General features: G+C 74.5%; 11 protein-coding genes. 8 read left to right on the top strand and 3 right to left on the bottom strand.

Annotated features, from left to right (window positions below; genetic code table 11):
- Window positions 1-18: 18 nt before the first annotated feature.
- From ABD358_RS00270 to ABD358_RS00260, 3 genes are read right to left on the bottom strand one after another with little or no spacing between them, the layout of a single operon-like run.
- Entirely contained in the window at window positions 19-963 is a 945-nt protein-coding gene (locus ABD358_RS00270) for a phytanoyl-CoA dioxygenase family protein (RefSeq protein ID WP_344628713.1), read from the bottom strand.
- Window positions 964-988: 25 nt separating this feature from the next.
- On the bottom strand, window positions 989-2,281 hold the full coding sequence (gene fabF, locus ABD358_RS00265) for a beta-ketoacyl-ACP synthase II (RefSeq protein WP_344628712.1): 1,293 nt from the start codon (window positions 2,279-2,281) through the stop codon (window positions 989-991).
- Window positions 2,278-3,720, bottom strand: a complete 1,443-nt coding sequence (locus tag ABD358_RS00260; RefSeq protein ID WP_344628711.1) for a class I adenylate-forming enzyme family protein — start codon at window positions 3,718-3,720, stop codon at window positions 2,278-2,280. Before ABD358_RS00260 ends, fabF begins: the two co-directional genes overlap by 4 nt.
- A gap of 525 nt (window positions 3,721-4,245) precedes the next feature.
- Between ABD358_RS00260 and ABD358_RS00255 the strand changes: the two genes are divergently transcribed.
- The 8 genes from ABD358_RS00255 to lanKC all read left to right on the top strand — a co-directional run bounded on the left by ABD358_RS00255 (window position 4,246) and on the right by lanKC (window position 17,610).
- Window positions 4,246-4,905 carry a GNAT family N-acetyltransferase gene (locus ABD358_RS00255; protein ID WP_344628710.1) on the top strand — a complete coding sequence of 220 codons (660 nt, stop codon included), beginning with the start codon at window positions 4,246-4,248 and terminating at the stop codon, window positions 4,903-4,905.
- Window positions 4,886-10,648 (top strand): SDR family NAD(P)-dependent oxidoreductase, encoded by a 5,763-nt coding sequence (locus ABD358_RS00250; RefSeq protein ID WP_344628709.1) that lies wholly within the window; start codon window positions 4,886-4,888, stop codon window positions 10,646-10,648. The genes ABD358_RS00255 and ABD358_RS00250 overlap by 20 nt, the downstream gene beginning before the upstream one ends.
- The gene (locus ABD358_RS00245) at window positions 10,645-11,346 is read left to right on the top strand and encodes a beta-ketoacyl-ACP reductase (protein WP_344628708.1); all 702 of its coding nucleotides are present in this window, start codon (window positions 10,645-10,647) and stop codon (window positions 11,344-11,346) included. The genes ABD358_RS00250 and ABD358_RS00245 overlap by 4 nt, the downstream gene beginning before the upstream one ends.
- Window positions 11,343-12,110 (top strand): enoyl-ACP reductase FabI, encoded by a 768-nt coding sequence (gene fabI, locus ABD358_RS00240; RefSeq protein WP_344628707.1) that lies wholly within the window; start codon window positions 11,343-11,345, stop codon window positions 12,108-12,110. The genes ABD358_RS00245 and fabI overlap by 4 nt, the downstream gene beginning before the upstream one ends.
- Entirely contained in the window at window positions 12,094-12,657 is a 564-nt protein-coding gene (locus tag ABD358_RS00235) for a MaoC family dehydratase (RefSeq protein WP_344628706.1), read from the top strand. Before fabI ends, ABD358_RS00235 begins: the two co-directional genes overlap by 17 nt.
- Before the next feature lie 51 nt (window positions 12,658-12,708).
- Window positions 12,709-14,106, top strand: a complete 1,398-nt coding sequence (locus ABD358_RS00230; RefSeq protein WP_344628705.1) for an MFS transporter — start codon at window positions 12,709-12,711, stop codon at window positions 14,104-14,106.
- Between the two features lie 15 nt (window positions 14,107-14,121).
- Complete coding sequence (locus ABD358_RS00225) at window positions 14,122-14,793, top strand: flavoprotein (protein ID WP_344628704.1); 672 nt, start codon at window positions 14,122-14,124, stop codon at window positions 14,791-14,793.
- 198 nt (window positions 14,794-14,991) lie between these two features.
- The gene (lanKC, locus tag ABD358_RS00220; protein ID WP_344628703.1) at window positions 14,992-17,610 is read left to right on the top strand and encodes a class III lanthionine synthetase LanKC; all 2,619 of its coding nucleotides are present in this window, start codon (window positions 14,992-14,994) and stop codon (window positions 17,608-17,610) included.
- Window positions 17,611-17,872 lie beyond the last annotated feature (262 nt).

The following is a 17,872-nucleotide window of genomic DNA, read 5'->3' as shown; positions in this document are numbered from 1 at the left end:
CGCGACGGGCCCGGACCGCTAGCCGAGTTCGCCGCGGCGCAGGGCGCCCAGCGGGTCCCCGTTGTCGTACATGCCGACCAGACCGCCGTCGACGTGGGTCGCGTCGTGGGCGACGTAGCCCAGGAGGGCCAGCAGCTCGTCGTCGAGGTCCGCGGCCATGCGCGGCGGGACCGCCAGCATGTTGTTGTCCACCGGGCGCAGCCAGCCCGCGCAGTAGCTCAGCGCCAGCCCGCGGCGGGCCTGGTCCCTGGTCTTGTTCGCGCCGCCGCCGTGCAGCACGTCGCCGCGGAAGATCAGGGCGTCGCCCGGGTCCATGACCGCCCGCGCGATCTGCTCGCCGCGCGGACGCCGGTCCAGCGGCCAGCGGCAGCTCCCGGGCACCACGCGGGTCGCCCCGGTCTCGTGGGTGAAGGGCGTCAGCGCCACCATCGCGCTGACGTTCCACGGGTGCTCCTCCCGCGGCAGGTGGGGCCACCAGGAGCCGGTGTCGCGGTGGATCAGCTGCGCCGACTCCCGCGGACCGATCTGGATCAGCTCGGCGACGCTCAGCAGGATCTCGTTGGACCAGTGGCTCATCATCCGCCGCATGCAGGCGACGATCTCGGGGTGCGTGATCAGGGGGTGGGACGCCCTGATCTTGCCGGGGACGCCGTGCACCCGCAGCGTCTTGCGGCCGAGGAACTTGTCGTACAGCTCGGAGCCGGTGTTGGAACCGGCCTGCCGGGGGTTGCGCTCCAGCCACTCGTCGAGTTCCCGGTTGAAGGCGTCGACGAGGGAGCGGTCGACGAGCCCCGGCACGATGGCCGCCCCCGTGGTGCGCACGCACTCCTCGATGGCGGGCCAGTCGTAGGGCGCCCGGAAGACGGGTACGGCCGGGGCGGAACCCGGTCCGGCGCCGGCGGCGCCGCCCGGCGCCGTGCGGTCGGCGGTGGTCACGTCCGTGTCCGCGGGGACTGTCTCCACTGTTTCCATCCCATCCAGTCGCTGATCAGTCGGCCGGCTGCCAACGCCGCAGCACGAGCACGGCGTTGTGCCCTCCGAAGCCGAAGGAGTTGCTCACGGCCACGTCCACGTGGTGCGTCCGCGCCTTGTGCGGCACGAAGTCCAGTTCGGGGTCCTCCGGGTCGTCGCAGTTGATGGTCGGGGGGACCTCGCCGGTCTTGATCACTTCCAGCGCGGTGATGGCCTCGACGGCGCCGGACGCGCCGAGCATGTGACCCGTCATGCTCTTGATCGAGCTGATCGGGATCTCCGTGGCGCGGTCGCCGAAGACGCCCCGGATCACCTTGATCTCGGTGCTGTCGTTCTTCGGCGTGCCGGTGCCGTGCGCGTTGACGTAGTCGACGTCCTCGGGGGTCAGGCCCGCCTCCGCCAGGGCCTGGAGCGCGGCGCGCTGCGCCGGCATGCCCTCCGGGTGCGGGGCGGTCACGTGGAAGGCGTCGGTGGTGGCGCCGTAGCCCGCCAGCTCGCCGTGGATCGTGGCGCCCCGGCGCAGGGCGTGCTCCTCGCTCTCCAACACCACGACACCGGCGCCGGCGCTCATGACGAAGCCGTCGCGTGCCGTGTCGAAGGGCCGGCAGGCCCTCTGGGGGTCGTCGTTGCGGCGGGAGAGCGCCTGGGTCATCGCCGCCCCGTTGACGTCGATGCGGGTGAGGGAGTCGTCGACCCCGCCGGCGATCACGACGTCCGCGAGACCGAAGCGGATCATCCGCATCGCCTCGCCCAGGCAGGTGCTGCCGGTGGCGCAGGCGGTGGTCATGCACGTCGACGGACCCTGGAGGCCGAAGCGCAAGGACACCTCGCCCGCCGCGCTGTCGACGCCGCTGACGGCGAAGAAGAACGGGCTGACCGCGCGCGGCCCGCGCGTGACCATCGCCTCGTGCGCCGCCGTGGCCGTGCGCGTCGGCCCGCTGGCGGAGCCGAGCACCACGGCCGTACGGGTCGCCGACTCCGGGGTGACCTCCAGCCCCGAGTCCCGGACGGCCTGGTCGGCGGCGGCGATGGCCAGCTGCACCGAGCGGTCCAGCCGGCGGGCGGTCTTGCGCGGGAGGTACGCCTCGGGGTCGAAGTCCTTGATCTCGCCGCCGATGCGCACCGGGAGGTCGTCCGTCTCCATCCCGGTGAGCGGGCCGATGCCGCTGCGCCCCTCCAGCAGGGCGGCCCAGGTCTCGGACCAGCTTCCGCCGAGCGGGGAGACGACCCCGCGGCCGGTGACGACGACCCGGGTCCGGCCCCGGCTCCCGTCTCTCTCCCCGCCCCGCGGGGGCGTCCCACTGCTCACTGGTGAACTCCTTTCGCCAGGGCCCGTCGGGCCCGCTCCTCGAGCGCCGGCACGTCGGTCTTGCTGTTGCCGTTCGTCGGGAAGCCCGGGAGCACCAGGACGAGGTTGGGCATCTCGTAGGGCTCCAGGACCTTCCCGAACTCGGCGAACCAGGTGCTCGCGGGGCGCTGCCGCGGGTCCTCCACCAGGAAGACCAGCCGGGAGCCGCCGCGCACGTCGCGGACCGGCACCACGTGGACCGGTCTGCCGCACCGCTCGGCCTTGCGGGCCAGGTGGGCGGGGTAGAGCGTGTAGCCGTGACGGGTCGTCGCCGACATCCGGCCCAGCACCCGCAGGCCGCCCCGGGCGTCGAGGACGCCCAGGTCGCGGGTGCGGAACTCACCGGGGGCCGCCGGCTCCGACAGCGTCCCGTCCGGCCCCAGGAGCCCCCGCATCACATCGGGGGTGCGGACCCACACCTCGCCGGGCCGGCCGGGCGGGAGCGCGCGGCCGGCCTCGTCGCGCACCGACACCTCCACGCCGTCCAGCGGCAGGCAGTCCCCGGGCGCGCCGGGGCCGGCCAGCGCCACGTTGCCGAGTTCGGTGCTGCCGTACCCGTCCAGCAGCGGCAGGCCCACCGCGGCGCGGAAGTCGCGGGCCAGGCGGTCGTCCAGCGGCGCTCCGCCGGTGCACCACATCCGCACGCCGCGCAGCCCGTCCGCCAGCGCGGGCCGCCGCTCCAGCAGCCTCAGCAGCGAGCGGAAGGCCGAGGGGGTGGCGTCCACGACCGTCGCCGCGTACGCGCCGACCGCCTCCAGGGCCCGGTCGAGCCGGGTGTAGGGGGCCGTCAGCAGGCCGCACCCCGTCACCTGCGCGATCAGCACGAGGGAGAACCCGTACTGGTGGGAGAAGGGCAGCAGGGGGGCCAGCACGTCCGAGTCGCGGTAGCCCATGCGCGCCACCGTGCGGCGGGTGTTCTCCAGGACGGAGCGGCCGGACCGCACGATCGCCTTCGGCTCCCCGGTGGAACCGGACGACCAGGCGATCAGCGCGTCCTCGCGGGCCTCCCAGGCGTCGAGGGGGAGCGGGGCGGCCGGGGGCGCCGGGTCCCGCTCGTACACCCGGTCCGCCACCTCGGCGAGGGAGAGCACGGGAACCGGGCCCGCCGGGTCCCCGGGCGACACGTCCGCGCGGAGCAGCCGGTCGGCGCGGACCCGGGCCGCCGCCTCCTGGGCGGACCGGGCGGACCTGAGGTGGTCGAGGAGGACCACGCCCGCGCCCAGCCGCATCAGGCCCAGCAGGGCCCACACGTACTCGGCGGAGTTGCCCGCGTGGAGGGCCACGCGGTGCTCCGGCCGGACCCCCAGGCCGTGGAGGACCTCGGCCGCCCGCCGGGCGTACGCGTCCGGGCGGATCGGCGCCCCGGTCGGCCGCGCGGTGTGTTCGGCGAGGGAGCTCATGGGTGGCACCCGACCGGTGCGGCGCATCGCGTCACTGGCAGCACGTCATCTCCATCTCGGCGATCAACGCCCCTGTCTGCGGGAGCGGCTCGACGGAGCGCGGCAGGGGCGCCCCGGAGCGTCGGTTCGATTCGGGAAACCGGCCCTGTCGGTGCGCGGCCGGTCCCTGGGCCGGGACGCTAACGGATCCGGTCGCAATTCATCGACACTCGTGACGGGAATTCGCGGAGACTACGGCACTTGAGGGCGGGAGAAAGCCCCGAACCCGTGAATACGGGCGCCTCGGGGGGTGGGTATCCGCTTCCGCGGTGCGGATAGTACGGCACTTGCCGGGAATCCGTGTACGCCGCGCTCCCCGCCGCTTGACAGGCCACCGGACCGGCGTGCTTTCCTGTGCCCCGAACCGCTGCTGCCCGTCGGCTCCCCGAAGACCGGCCGGCGGCGGCTCCACGGAGACGCGCCATCCGAAAACACACGGATTTCCGGCCTGAGCCATCGCCGCTCCCGCATCACAAGGGTGGGGAAATGCAAGGAGAGTTTGTCTCGCTGCGCCCGATAAGGGGCAGGCAGGATTACGAGCTCATCGCCCGGTGGTCGTCCTCGGTCGCGGCAACCTACTCCTCCGGCGGGCAGATGTTCCTGACCGCCGAGGACATGGAGGCTCTCGTGGCCAAGCACGGCCTCAACTACCTGATGGTCGTGGACGGTTCCGGAGAGCCGGTGGGCGGGGTGAGCTGGCAGCAGCTCGCCTACCCCGGCAGCTACGAGGTCGGCAACGTCGTCGGCTCCCCCGACCTGTGGGGCCTGGGCTACGGCGTGGAATCCGTGAACCTGCTGCTGGAGCTCCTCTTCCACCAGCGCAACGCGCACCGCGTGCACCTGATGACGGGGCTGTTCAACAAGCAGATGGTGCAGATATTCGTCAACGGCCCGATCCGGTTGGAAGGAGTTCTGCGGGACTTCTTCTTCATCGACGGCGAATACCATGACGCATTGGTCGGATCGATACTCCGGCACGAGTACTACGAGCTTCTCGACGGTCTGGGAGTCCAGCCCCGCGACCTTGTTCCCGGAGACGACAAGAAAGCCGCCAGAGAGATGCTCGAAAAGCGGGTCGCGGAACTCTCCGCCGACCCTTCGTCCGTGTTCGCGGGAGGTGGCCGCCATGGGAACGCGGGAGCGTGAGCTGCGCGACTGGGTCATCGACTGGGTGGCCCGGAACGCGGACGTCCCCAGGAATTCGGTGGACACCGACCGGCCTTTCGGGGAATACGGGCTCTCCTCGGTGAAGCTGGTCTCCCTGTCCGGGGAGCTCGGCGAACTCCTCGGTCTGGACCTGCCGGTCGACATCGCCTACGGCTTCCCGACCGTCTCGGCGCTGGCGGGCCGGCTGGCCGCCGAGGCCTCCGAGGCCGACGACGCCTCCGACGCGGAAACCGCCCCCGGGCCCGCCTCCGACGCGGAAACCGCCCCCGGGCCCGCCTCCGACGCGGAAACCGTCCCCGGGCCCGCCGCGGGCGACGGCTCCGACCCGGAACCCGTCGCCGTCGTCGGGGTCGGATGCCGCTTCCCCGGCGGGGTGCGCGGACCGGACGAGTTCTGGCGGTTCCTCCTCGACGGCGGCGACGGCATCCGCCGCGTCCCCGAAGGACGCTGGGCCGACGTGCCGGACGGGGACCGGATCAGGGCCGGCGCGGCGGGCCTGGGCGGTTTCCTGGACGGGATCGACCGGTTCGACGCGGCCTTCTTCGGCGTCTCCCCCCGAGAGGCGGAGACGACCGACCCCCAGCAGCGCCTCGTGCTGGAGGTCGCCTGGGAGGCCCTGGAACACGCCGGTGTCCCCCCGCACACGCTGGAGGGACGCCGGGCCGGCGTCTTCCTCGGCGCGGCCGGCGCCGACTACGCCCCCGAGGACCTCCACGACATGGGCGGCTGGAGCGCCACCGGCGCCTCCATGGGCGTCATCGCCAGTCGGCTCTCGTACCTGCTCGGCTCCCGGGGGCCGAGCATGCTGGTCGACACCGCCTGCTCCGCCTCGCTGGTCGCCGTCCACCTCGCCTGCCAGAGCCTGCGTGCCGGGGAGTGCGAGATCGCCCTGGCGGGAGGGGTGAACGCCCTCCTCACCCCCGCCGTGTCCGTCGCCTTCGAGGAGGCGGGCGTCCTCTCCCCGGACGGCCGCTGCCGCACCTTCGACGCCGGGGCGCACGGGTACGGGCGGGCCGAGGGCAGCGGCATCGTGGTGCTCAAACGGCTCTCCGACGCCCTGCGGGACGGCGACCGCGTCCTGGCGGTGGTCCGCGGCAGCGCCGTCAACCACAACGGCCGCTCCAACGGCCTGATGGCGCCGAGCCCGGTCGCGCAGGCCGAACTGCTCCGCGTCGCCTACGAGAACGCGGGCGTCGACCCCGGCGCCGTGGACTACCTGGAGGCGCACGGCACCGGCACCGCGGTCGGCGATCCCATCGAGATCGGCGCGGTCACCACCGTCACCGGCGCCGGACGCGACCCGGACCGCCCGCTGCTGCTCGGCGCGGTCAAGACGAACCTCGGCCACCTGGAGGCGGCGGCCGGGATCGCCGGGTTCATCAAGACCGCGCTCGCCCTGCACCACGGCGAGATACCGCCAAACCTCAACTTCGCCTCGCTCAACCCGGCCGTACCCGCCGACGCGCCGATCCGCGTGGTGACGGAGCGGACGCCCTGGCCCTCCGGCCCCGGACGCCGCACGGCCGGTGTGAGCGCCTTCGGCTTCGGCGGCGCCAACGCGCACGTCGTCCTGGAGGAGGCGCCGCGCACCGGGCCCGCGCCGGAGCCGGCGTGCCCGCGGGCCGCGGCGGACGGGGACGGACCGGACGACCGGTGCGTCGTCGTCACCGTGGACGGCAGCTCCCCCCGGGCGTACCGCGCCGAGGCCGGGCGGCTCCGCGACTGGCTGGCCGAGCACCGCGAGGAGGTGTCGCCGGCGAGCCTGGCGCACACCACCACGGTCCGCCGCTCGCACGGCCCGCTGCGCGGCGCCGTCGTCGCCCGCGACACCGACCGGCTGCTGGAGCGCCTCGGCCTGCTGGCCGCCGGGGAGGAGGGGCCGGGCGTCGTCACCGGCGCGGTCCGCGACACCGCCCGCCCGGTCTTCGTCTTCTCCGGCCAGGGCTCCCAGTGGGCCGGGATGGCACGTGAACTGCTCACCGGCGACCCCGCGTTCGCGGAGGCGCTGGACGAGCTGGACGCGTTCGTGCGGAAGGAGGCCGGCTTCTCCGTGCGGGAGCTGCTGGCCGACCCGGACGAGGGCGCGCTGGAGGCGATCGACGTGGTGCAGCCGGTGCTGTTCGCCGTCCAGGTGGCGCTGGCCGCCGCCTGGCGGGCGCGCGGCGTCGAACCCGTGGCGGTGATCGGCCACTCCATGGGGGAGGCCGCCGCCGCCGTCGTCAGCGGCGCGCTGTCTCCTGAGGACGGCGCGCGGGTGACCTGCCGGCGCTCCCGGCTGATGAGGCGCCTGGCGGGGCGGGGGGCCATGGCGGTGGTCGCGGCCCCGTCCGAGGAGGTCGAGGAGTTCGTCGCCGAGCGGGGGCTGGCCTCCGCGGTGACGGTGGCCGTGCGGCTGAGCCCCGGCGACACCGTCGTCTCCGGCGACCGCGGGGCCGTGGAGTCCCTGCTGGCGGAGTGGGAGGAGCGAGGGGTCGACGGGATGCCCGTCAAGGTCGACGTCGCCTCGCACTCCCCGCAGGTCGACGGCATCCTCGGCGAACTGGCCGCAGAACTGGCCGACCTGCGCCCCCGCCCGCCGAGGATCCCCCTGTACTCCACGGTCGCCGCCGGCCGGGAGGAACGCATGGACGCCCGGTACTGGGTCGACAACCTCCGGCAGCCGGTGATGCTGGCCGACGCCGTCCGCGCGGCGGCCGAGGACGGGCACGAGGTCTTCGTCGAGGTGAGCCCGCACCCGGTGCTCGTCAGACCGGTCCGGGACACGCTGAACTCCCTCGACCTCACGGACGCGGTGGTCCGGCCGACGCTCCGGCGCGACGAACACCCCGTGGACGTCCTCGCCGAGGGCGCGGCGCTGCTCCACTGCCACGGACACCGCATCGACTGGGACCGGGTGTGGATCGGCGGTGAGCTGCTGTCGCTGCCGCCGCGCCACTGGGACCACGACCGCTCGTACTGGCTCGACCGGACCCCCGCCCCCGCCCCCGCTTCCGCCGCCCCCCACGAACACCCCCTGCTGGGGCGGCGGACCGAACCGGCGGACCGCCCCGGCACGGTCGTCTGGGAGGCCGCGCTCACCACGGCGGACCTCCCCTGGCTCGCCGACCACGAGGTGGCCGGGGAGCGCACGCTGCCCGCGGGCGTCCACGCCGAACTGGCGCTGGCGGCCGGCCGCGCCACGGGGTTCCGCCACCCCGTGGTCCGCGACCTGGCCCTCCACACCCCCGTGGCCCCGCCCGCCGGGGAACCGCTCCTCCTGCAGACCGTGTGCCGGACCGATGCGGGCGCCCCCGCCGCGACGGTTCAGGTGTTCGCCCGCACGGCCGGCGCCGGCGAGTGGCAGCAGTGCGCCTCCGCCCGGATCCACGCCGCCCCGTCGTCCCCCGCCCCGGGGGCGGCCGAGCCCCTCGCCGCGACCACGGTCACCGCCGAGGAGCACTACGCGGCCGCCGAACGCGACGGGGTGGTGTTCGGCGGCGGACTGCGCACCGTACGGGAGCTGCGCGCCGGTTCCGGAAGGGCCGAGGCCGTCCTGCGCCTGCCCGGGGGCGGCGGCGACCCGCGGTTCACGGTGCACCCGGCGCTGCTCACCGGCGCCCTGGAGACGCTGGGAGCGGCCGCCGCCGGCCTCTTCCCCCACACGTCCTTCACGGTGGCCGGCATCGGATCGCTGCGGACCGTCGCCGGCGCCGGGCCCGTCACCCGGGCGACGGCCACGGTCGTCCCGGACCGGTGCGCGGCCGACGGCGTCGAGGGGGACTGCGTGCTGTGGTGCGACGACACCCCGGTGGCGGAACTCGCCGGGGTGCGGCTGGCCCGCGTCGCCAACGGGAACGCCGCCGGGGACGCCAACAGGAACGCCGCCGGGTCCGACGACCTCGCGGCCCCGCCGCCCGAGTGGTCGCTGGACCTCGTCTGGCGTCCCGCCGGCCCCCGGGACGGAGCCACGGCCGGGGCCGGGGCCCCGCAGGACGGGGAGGACTGGGTCGTCGTCGGGGAGCACCCGGCCCTGATCGCCGGATTGCGGGACCGGGGCGTGACCTGCCGCGTGGTCCCCGCCCCTCCGCACGACGGCGGCGACGGAGCCGTCGAGGAGTGGACGCGGCGGCTGGGGAACGCGCTGGACGCCGGCCCCGCCGACCGCGTGCTGTTCGCCGCCGGACTCGCCGTCAGGGGCAGCTCCGCCGGCGCCGCGACCGCGCTGACCGCCTCCGCCGTCACCGTCGTCCGCGCCCTCGACTCGTTCGACCCGTCCGGGACGCGGTCCGCGCGGCTCCACTTCCTCACCTGCGGCGCCCAGCACACCGGCCGGGAGGACACGCTGCACCCGGCGCAGGCCGTGCTGTGGGGTCTGGGCCGGAGCGTGGCCCTGGAACACCCCGGCCTGTGGGGCTCACTGGTCGACCTCGACCCCGCGGACCCCGGCGCGTGGGCCGGCGCGGTGCACGCGGCCGTGCGCGGCGCCCCGCCGGGCGACCAGAGCGCCTACCGGGCCGGGGAGCGCCTCGTACCGCGCCTGGTGCGCCACGCCCCGGAACCGGACGCGGCGCCCGCCCCGCGCCGGGCCGCGCCCGGCATCGGCGAGGGCAGCCACCTCGTGGTGGGGGCCACCGGGGCGCTCGGCCCGCATCTGGTCCGGCAGCTCGTCGCGATGGGCGCCCGCTGCCTGGTCCTCCTCTCCCGCCGCCCCGCCCCCGGGGCGCCGGACGGGGCCGGGGCGGCCGGTCTGCCGGCGGGGGTGAGGGTCGTCCGCGTCACCGCCGACGTGGCCGACCAGGAGGCCATGGAGGAGCTGTTCGCGCGGTTCGGGAACGACCTGCCCCCGCTGCGGGCCGTCCACCACGCCGCGTTCGCGCGCAGCGTCGTCCCGGTCCGGGAGATGACGCGTGCGCACATCGACGGGATGTTCCGCGCCAAGGTCGCGGGAACCGCCCTGCTGACCCGGCTGGCCGCCGACCACGGGGCGGAGGACGTCGTCTGCGTCTCCTCCACCACCGGCCTGCTCGGCTCCGGCGGACTGGCGCACTACGCGGCGGGAAGCTGCTACCTGGACGCGCTCGGCCGGGCGTGGAACCGGCGAGGGCTGCCGGTGCGGGTGCTCGTCCTCGGTCCCTGCGGGGAGGGCCTCGCCGGAACGCCCGAGGAGGACACCGTGCGTGCCTCGGGGCTGCGGCTGATGCCGGGCCGAAGGGCGCTGGCCGCCGTCCGCCCGCTGCTGGCGGACGGCCGGGAGTACCACGTCGTCGCCGACGCCGACTGGCCCGCGGTGGACGACGCGCTCTCCACGGCGGTCCGCTCGCCGCTCCTGGACGACCTCCTGCGGGACGGCGGCACGCCCCCGGCGGACGGCCGCGCGGCGCACACCGGACCGGACCCCGCCCCCGCCCCCGGCCGGGGACGGGAGACGGGCCGGGCGCCGGCCCCCGCGGACCGCCCCGCCCCGCGCACCCGCCGTGAACTGGAGGACCTCGTCCGACGCGAGGTGGCCGCGGCCATGGGCTGCGAACCGGAGGCGGTGCGCACCCGGCAGAACCTGTTCGCGGCCGGCATGGACTCGCTGATGAGCCTGGTCGTCCTGCGCCGGCTGCGCACGGCGCTCGCCCTCGACCTCGGCCCGCGCGATCTCCACCGGCACCCCACCGTGGCCTCGCTGGCCGCGTTCCTGCAGACCAACCCGTCCCGGACCCCGGAGCGAGCGGAGAAGGAGGAGGCCGCGTCATGAGCCGTGTGGCACTGGTGACCGGCGGCAACCGCGGAATCGGCCTGGCCGTGGCGAGGCGCCTGGCCGCGGCGGGCATGCGGGTGGCCGTCACCTACCGCAGCGAACCGCCCGCCGGATTCCTCGCCGTACCGTGCGACGTCCGCGACCCGGAGTCGGTGGACCTCGCCGTCAAGAGGGTCCGGGAGGAACTGGGCCCGATCGAGGTGCTGGTGGCCAACGCCGGCATCACCCGCGACCGCGCCTTCGCCGTCATGTCCGAGCCGGACTTCACGGACGTGCTGGACACCAACCTGACGGGCGTCTACCGCGTCACGCGCCACGTCGTGCGCGACATGATGCGCGGGCGCCACGGGCGGATCGTCATGGTGTCCTCGGTGTCCGGCCTGACCGGCTCGGCCGGGCAGACCAACTACGCCTCGGCCAAGGCCGGACTGGTGGGCCTGGCCCGCTCGCTGGCGCTGGAGCTGAGTTCGCGCGGGATCACGGTCAACACCGTGGCGCCGGGCTGGATCGACACCGACATGACCGCCGCGCTGCCCGAGAAGGTGCGCGAGGCCATGCCCTCCCAGGTGCCGCTCGGGCGCCAGGGCACCCCCGAGGAGGTCGCCGAGGTGGTGGCCTTCCTGGCATCGGACGCGGCGAGCTACGTGACCGGCACGGTCCTGCCCGTCGACGGCGGCCTCTGCCTGGGAGGGTGACGATGCTGCTCGCGGGAAAGAGGATCCTGGTCACCGGGGTGATCACCACCTCGTCCATCGCCTTCCACACCGCCCGGGAGGCCCAACTGGCCGGTGCCGAGGTGGTCCTGACGGGCTACCGGCCGCGCCTGGTGCGCCGGATCGCGGAACGGCTGCCCGACCCCCCTCCCGTCGTGGAGCTGGACGTGACGGACGCCGAACACCTGCGGACCCTGGCGGACCGCCTCGCGGAGCACGGCGACCACTTCGACGGAGTGCTGCACTCCATCGCCTACGCCCCGCCCACCGCGCTCGGCGGCCGGTTCATGGAGACGCCCTGGGAGGACGTCGCCACCGCGGTGCACACCTCCGCCTACTCCCTCAAGGCGCTGGTGGGCGCGGTGCTCCCGATGATGAGGGACGGGGGCTCGGTGGTCGGGCTCGACTTCGACGCCTCCGTCTCCTGGCCGGACTACGACTGGATGGGCGTCGCCAAGGCCGGGCTGGAGTCCACGGCCCGCTACCTCGCCCGCTACCTGGGTCCCCGGGGGATCAGGGTGAACCTGGTCGCCGCCGGACCGCTGAACACCCTCGCGGCGAGCCGGATCTCCGACGCCCCGGACGAGCAGGACGGCTCCTGGGCCGACCGGGCGCCGCTGGGCTGGAACGAGAACGACGTCACGCCGGTGGCGAGGGCGTGCGTGGCCCTGCTGTCCGACTGGTTCACCGCCACGACCGGCGAGATCGTCCACGTCGACGGAGGCGTCCATGCGATGGGCTTCTGAACCGGAGGGGCGTCCCCCCGCGACGCTGCCCGACATCGCCCGCTGGTACGAGGAGAGGATCGGCCGGGAACTCGGCCCGAGCCCCTGGCACGAGGTGACGGCCGAGGACGTGCGCCGCTTCGCGGACGCCACCCACGACTGGCAGTGGATCCACCTGGACGAGGAGCGGGCCGCCTCGGGACCGTACGGGGTTCCGGTGGCCCACGGCTTCTACACCCTGGCGCTCGTCCCGCACCTCACGTCCACCCTGCTCGACCTGCGCTGGACGGCCCTCGGCCTGAACTACCGGGTCGACCGGGTCCGCTTCCACACGCCGGTGCCGGTCGGCTCGCGGGTCCGGGCCCTGGCGCACATCAAGAGCGTCCGCACCCGGCCGCGCGACTTCCTGGAGGCCGTCCTCGCGGTGTCCGTGATGGTCGAGGGCGAGAGCCGGCCCGCCTGCACCGTCGACCACGCCCGTCTCTACCAGGCGGCTCCCGACGCGAGGCTGCCCGAGGACGGCCCGGTGGAGGCCCCGCCGGACCCCCGGCCCGAACCCGTGCCCTGAGCCCACCGCCCCTTCCCGCCCGTACCGCCACCGAGACAACCCGAGGTTGCCATGGCCGCAGAGACGTCACGCGGGACCCGCGTGCGCTCCGCCCGGCGCCCCGGCGGTCTCGCCCTCCTGCTGACGGCCGCGCTGTGCTCGGGGGCGGGGAACGCCGTGACGGCGGTCGCCATGCCCTGGCTCGTCCTGGAGGAGACCGGCCGGGCCTCGTCCGCGGGGCTGGTGGCCGCCGCCGGTTCCCTCCCGCTGCTGGCCGGCATCGCCTTCGGCGGGATCGTCGTCGACCGGATGGGCCGCCGCCCGTCCTCGATCGTCTCGGACGCCCTCTCCGCCGGTTCGGTGCTCCTGGTCGCCGTGCTCCACCTCCAGCAGCGGCTCCCGCTGCCGTTGCTGGTGGCGCTGGTCGTCGCAGGCGCCGCCCTCGACCAGTCCGGGATCACCGCGAAGCTGGCGCTGGTGAACCGGTGCGCGCGGGAGGGGGGCGTCCCGGCCCAACGGGCCAACGCCCTCTACTCGGCCGCGGTCGGACTGGCGGTCACCTGCGGACCGGGGCTCGCCGGGCTGCTGCTGGGCACGGCGGGGGTCGGCTGGACGCTGTGCGCGGCCACGGTCCTGTCCGGGCTGGCCGCGGTCGTCATGTCCTTCCTGCGGTCCGCGGACGCCGGGCGGGAAGGGGAGGAGCCGGCGCCGGGGAGCACGGCGGGACCCGCCGGCGGATTGCGGTACGCGGTGGAGGGGTTCGTCGTCGTCGGACGCGACCCGCTGCTGCGCCTGCTGGTCCTGCTGACCTTCGGCTTCAGCGTCGGATCGCTGCCGACGCAGAACATCGCGCTCCCGCGGTACTTCCAGGTGCGGGGCGAGCCCGAGGTCCTGGGCCTTCTGCTGCTGTGCATGTCCGCCGGGGGGATCCTGGGCTCCCTGGCCTACGGGGCGCTGGGCGACCGGCTGAGCAGGCGCAGGGCCTTCGCGGGCGCGGTCGTCGCCTCGACCGTCCTGCTGCTGGCGCTGGCGACGCTGCCGTCCACGGTGCCCCTGCTGCTGCTGGGCACCGCGATCGGCCTGGTCGCCGGGCCGATCACGCCCGTCGCCAACACCGCGATCCAGAACCGGGTGCCGTCCGAGGCGCTCGGCCGGGTGCTCAGCGTCCTCACGGCGGCGACCTGCGCGGCCGGCCCGGTCGGCTACCTCCTGGGCGGACCGCTGATCGACCGCCTGGGGGCCGGACCGGCCATGGCCGTCTTCGCCTCGACGCTGGTCCCGGTCTCCGTCGCCGCCCTCGTGGCCCCCTCCCTGCGGGGCCTGGACACCCCCGACCCCCCGGCCGGTCCGCACCGCGCCCCACGCCCCGGGGAGCGGACCGGCCGGGGCCGTACGGCACCCGATGAGACCCGACGGCACCCGACGGCACCCGATGACACCGATGACACAGCCCGTCGGGGAAGCCGGTGAGAGAGGAGAGCGCACATGACCGGAGAACCGGCCGTGGACACGAGGCCGGAGTTCGGCGGCCGCAGGCTGCTGATGATCGTCACCGGAGCCGTCAACGCCGTCCACCTGCCCTACTGGCTGACCTGGCTGCGCACCCACTACCCCCGGGTGGAGACCAGGGTCGTGGCCACCCGGAGCGCCCAGCGCTTCACCACGCTCCAGGCGCTGTCGGCACTCACCTCCCACCAGGCGATCACCGACGAGTGGCCGGCCGAGCCGCGCCCCACCGCGCTCCACGCCGAACTCGCCGAGTGGGCCGACTCGGTGGCCGTCTACCCGGCCTCCCTGCACTACGTGTCGCGCGCCGCGCTGGGCCTGGCGGACAGTCCCAGCCTGCTGACGGTGCACAGCACCGCCGCGCCCGTGGTGCTGGCGCCGTCCCTGCCGCCGCGGGTGGAGGAGAACCCGGTCTACACGCGGCACCTCGGGACGCTCGCCGAGCGGCCGAACGTCTCCGTCGCGCCCACACAGGCCGCGCGCAGCGTGACGACCGGACGGCGGGAGGCCCGTGCGTCGGCGCCCCTGTGGACGGTGCTGGGCGAGCTGGAGCGCATACGCCGGACACTTCCGGACGAGGCGTCGCGGGGAGCCCCGGAAGATGTGTCGGGAGAGGTGTCGGAAGAACCCTCGGAAGAGGCGCTCGAATAAGTGCCGTAATAGGCGGTGAAAAGGCTCGGGAAAACCCTGGAAAGGTGTTGACCGTCGCCATCGGGTAAGCAATGATTTGCCAGGAGATCCCGCCGGGGGAATTATCCGGTGATGAATCCGGGGTAATTCCGCGGGAGTCTTCTCGGCTCTTTCCAATCTGTTGCCCTGTCGGAACCCACTGGACAAACGGGGGATTTCGTGGCCACCGGAGATCGCCAGGTCTACTGTTACGCCGACCCTCTCTTCTTCGAGGTGCCCGGCCGCTGGGACCGTGGCTCGGCGCCCTTCGAGGTCGCCCTCCGCCCCGTGCCGGCCGGCTGGACCCGGACGGTGCGGGGGAGCTGGACCCATCTGACGCCCCCCGCGCACACCCTGCCCGAGCAGGGCTGGAAGATCCACGTCTCGGCCCGCTCCGACCAGGCCGACCGGGCCTGCGGCATCGTGTGGGACTACTGCGTCCGCGAGGGGGTCCGCTTCAAGCACCTCGCCGGCCCCGAGGTGTACCTGGCGCACAACAGCAAGTACGCGCCGCGGTCCGCCAGCGGGAAGCTGATCACCGTCTACCCCGAGGACGACGACCGGCTGCTGACGGTCCTGCGGGATCTGTCGAAGGAACTCGACGGCATCACCGGCCCTCGGATCCTGAGCGACCTCCAGTGGCCGGACAGCCCGCTGTACCTGCGGTACGGGGCCTTCGTCGAGCGTTTCTGCGTCGACGACGAGGGGGCCGTCGTACCCGCCCTGGTGAAACCCGACGGGACCCTGGCCCCGGATCTGCGCCGCCCGGTCTTCACCGTCCCCGAATGGGCCCCGGTCCCGCCTTTCGTCAAGGAGGCGATGGAGCGGAGGAAAACGCGGACGGAATTCCCTTACCGGGTTCTCAGGGCGCTGCACTTCTCCAATGCCGGAGGCGTCTACCTGGCGGAGCGGAACAGCGACGGGAGGACCTGTGTGCTCAAGGAGGCGCGCCCCCACGCGGCCCTCGACATGAAGTCCGAGGACGCGGTGCGGCGGCTGCGCAGGGAGAAGTGGGCCCTGGAGCTCCTGGCCGGCGCGGAGGGCGTTCCCGAGCTGCTGGACCACCTCACCGTGGACGGCCACGAGTTCATGGTGATGGAACACGTCGAGGGGACGAGTCTGTGGGTGTGGATGGCCCGCAACCACCCCATGCTCGTCTCCGAGGACCCCGCTCCGGCCGACTACGCCGCGTACGCCGGGAAGGCCGTGGCCATCCTCGACCGCGTCGAGCGGATCCTGGCCGGATTCCACGCCCGCGGCCTCGCCTTCGGCGACCTGCACTACGGCAACGTCATCGTCCTCCCGGACGGCGACGTCACCCTGATCGACTACGAGGCGTCCTTCGACGCCTCGGACGACGAACACGTGCCGGCGCTCGGCACCATGGGCTTCTCGGCCCGGTGCGGCCGGCGCGGCGTCGCCATCGACCACTACTGCATGGCCTCCCTCAAGCTCGCCCTCTTCTTCCCCTTCGAGAAGCTGCGCGCCCTCGACCGCTCCAAGACCGGCCGGCAACTGGACTTCGTCGCCGAGCGCTTCCCGCTCCCGGAGGGCTACCTCGACCCGGTGCGGGAGATCCTGCTCGCGGACGCGGGTGCGGACTCCGGAACGCCGGACCTGCCCGCCGCGTACGGCCCGGAAGCCGCCGAGTCGATGGCCGCGGGCATCGTCGCCTCCGCCGACCCGAGCCGCACCGACCGGCTCTTCCCCGGCGACTCCGAGCAGTTCACGCTCGGCGGCGCGACCTTCGCCCACGGTGCGGCGGGCGTGCTGTGGGCCCTGTCCACCACCGGTTTCCCGATCCGCGACGAGCACCGGGAGTGGCTGCTGGAGGCGGCCCGCACCCCCGGGCCCCGACAGGGCTTCTACGACGGCGCGCACGGCGTCGCCCACGTCCTGGACCACCTCGGACACACCGACGCCGCCCGGGAGGCGGTCGAGCGGGCCGTGGAACCCTCGCGCGGGGTGCGCGGCATCGGGCTGTACGACGGCCTGGCCGGCATCGGCCTCAACTACCTCCACCTGGCGGACCGCTGGGCGACCTCCGACTTCGACGAGGACATCGCCCGCATCGCCGAACTGCTCGACGAGGCGCTCCGCGCGGGCCGCCCGCTCGCCGGGCCGTGGCACGCCTCGCCCGGCGCCGCCGGCACCGGCGGGAAGACGCCCCCGGTCAAGGCGGGGCTGATGCGCGGCTGGTCCGGAGCGGCGCTGTTCTTCCTCCGCCTGTACCGGGCGCGGCGGGACCCGGCCCACCTCGACCTGGCCGTCTCCGCCCTCCACCGGGACCTCGACCACTGCGTCACCACCGCCTCCGGCTCCCTCCAGGTGGAGGACCCGAAGGTGCGGACCCTCGCCTACCTCGACGTCGGAAGCGCCGGCATAGCCCTGGTCGCGGACGAGGTGCTGGCCGTGCGGGAGGACGCCCGGCTGCGGGAGCAACTGCCCGCCCTCCTGGCCGCCTGCGCGCCGGAACTGGTCCTGCAGCCGCAGCTGTTCAACGGCCGCGCCGGACTCGTCGCGGCCCTGGAACGCCCGGCACGCCGGGACCCGTCCCTGGCCAGGGACGGAGCCGTGCGGCGCCACCTGGACCGGCTCGACTGGTACGCGCTCTCCTACGAGGGCCACCTGGCCTTCCCCGGCCACTTCTCGCTGAAGCTCTCCATGGACCTCGCCACCGGCACGGCGGGCGTCCTCCTCACCACCCGGGCGGTGATGGGCCCCCAGGGCGCCTTCCTGCCCTTCTTCACCGACCGGCCGTCGGCGGCCGGCGGTCCCACGACCCCCACGGATCCCTAGACCGTGGGTCCGGGCCCCCTCGGGGCGCCCGGTTCTCGCCCGGTTCACCGCGGAACGACGGAAGGAGGTGCGACATGGACCAGATCCTGGACCTGCAGGGCCTGGAGACCTCGGGTGACGAGACGGAGCTCCCGGCGTCCACCGCGAGCCTGACCTGCTGAATCCCCTGACCACCGGTGTCACCGCGCACCACACGAGCACACCGCGGAAGGAGGTGCGACATGGACCAGATCCTGGACCTGCAGGGCCTGGAGACCTCGGG

It is taken from the genome of Streptomyces glaucosporus, from assembly GCF_039533345.1.
GTDB lineage: Bacteria > Actinomycetota > Actinomycetes > Streptomycetales > Streptomycetaceae > Streptomyces > Streptomyces glaucosporus.
The sequence above is the reverse complement of the archived record's forward strand: the minus strand, read 5'-3'. Positions and strand labels throughout refer to the sequence as shown.

What these genes read in the sequence shown, in the direction of transcription:
- ABD358_RS00255 (WP_344628710.1), top strand. Translation starts at nt 4,246, where the DNA reads ATGCAAGGAGAGTTTGTCTCGCTGCGCCCGATAAGGGGCAGGCAGGAT.
- ABD358_RS00260 (WP_344628711.1), bottom strand. Translation starts at nt 3,720, where the DNA reads ATGAGCTCCCTCGCCGAACACACCGCGCGGCCGACCGGGGCGCCGATC.
- ABD358_RS00250 (WP_344628709.1), top strand. Translation starts at nt 4,886, where the DNA reads ATGGGAACGCGGGAGCGTGAGCTGCGCGACTGGGTCATCGACTGGGTG.
- ABD358_RS00230 (WP_344628705.1), top strand. Translation starts at nt 12,709, where the DNA reads ATGGCCGCAGAGACGTCACGCGGGACCCGCGTGCGCTCCGCCCGGCGC.
- ABD358_RS00245 (WP_344628708.1), top strand. Translation starts at nt 10,645, where the DNA reads ATGAGCCGTGTGGCACTGGTGACCGGCGGCAACCGCGGAATCGGCCTG.
- ABD358_RS00235 (WP_344628706.1), top strand. Translation starts at nt 12,094, where the DNA reads ATGCGATGGGCTTCTGAACCGGAGGGGCGTCCCCCCGCGACGCTGCCC.
- ABD358_RS00225 (WP_344628704.1), top strand. Translation starts at nt 14,122, where the DNA reads ATGACCGGAGAACCGGCCGTGGACACGAGGCCGGAGTTCGGCGGCCGC.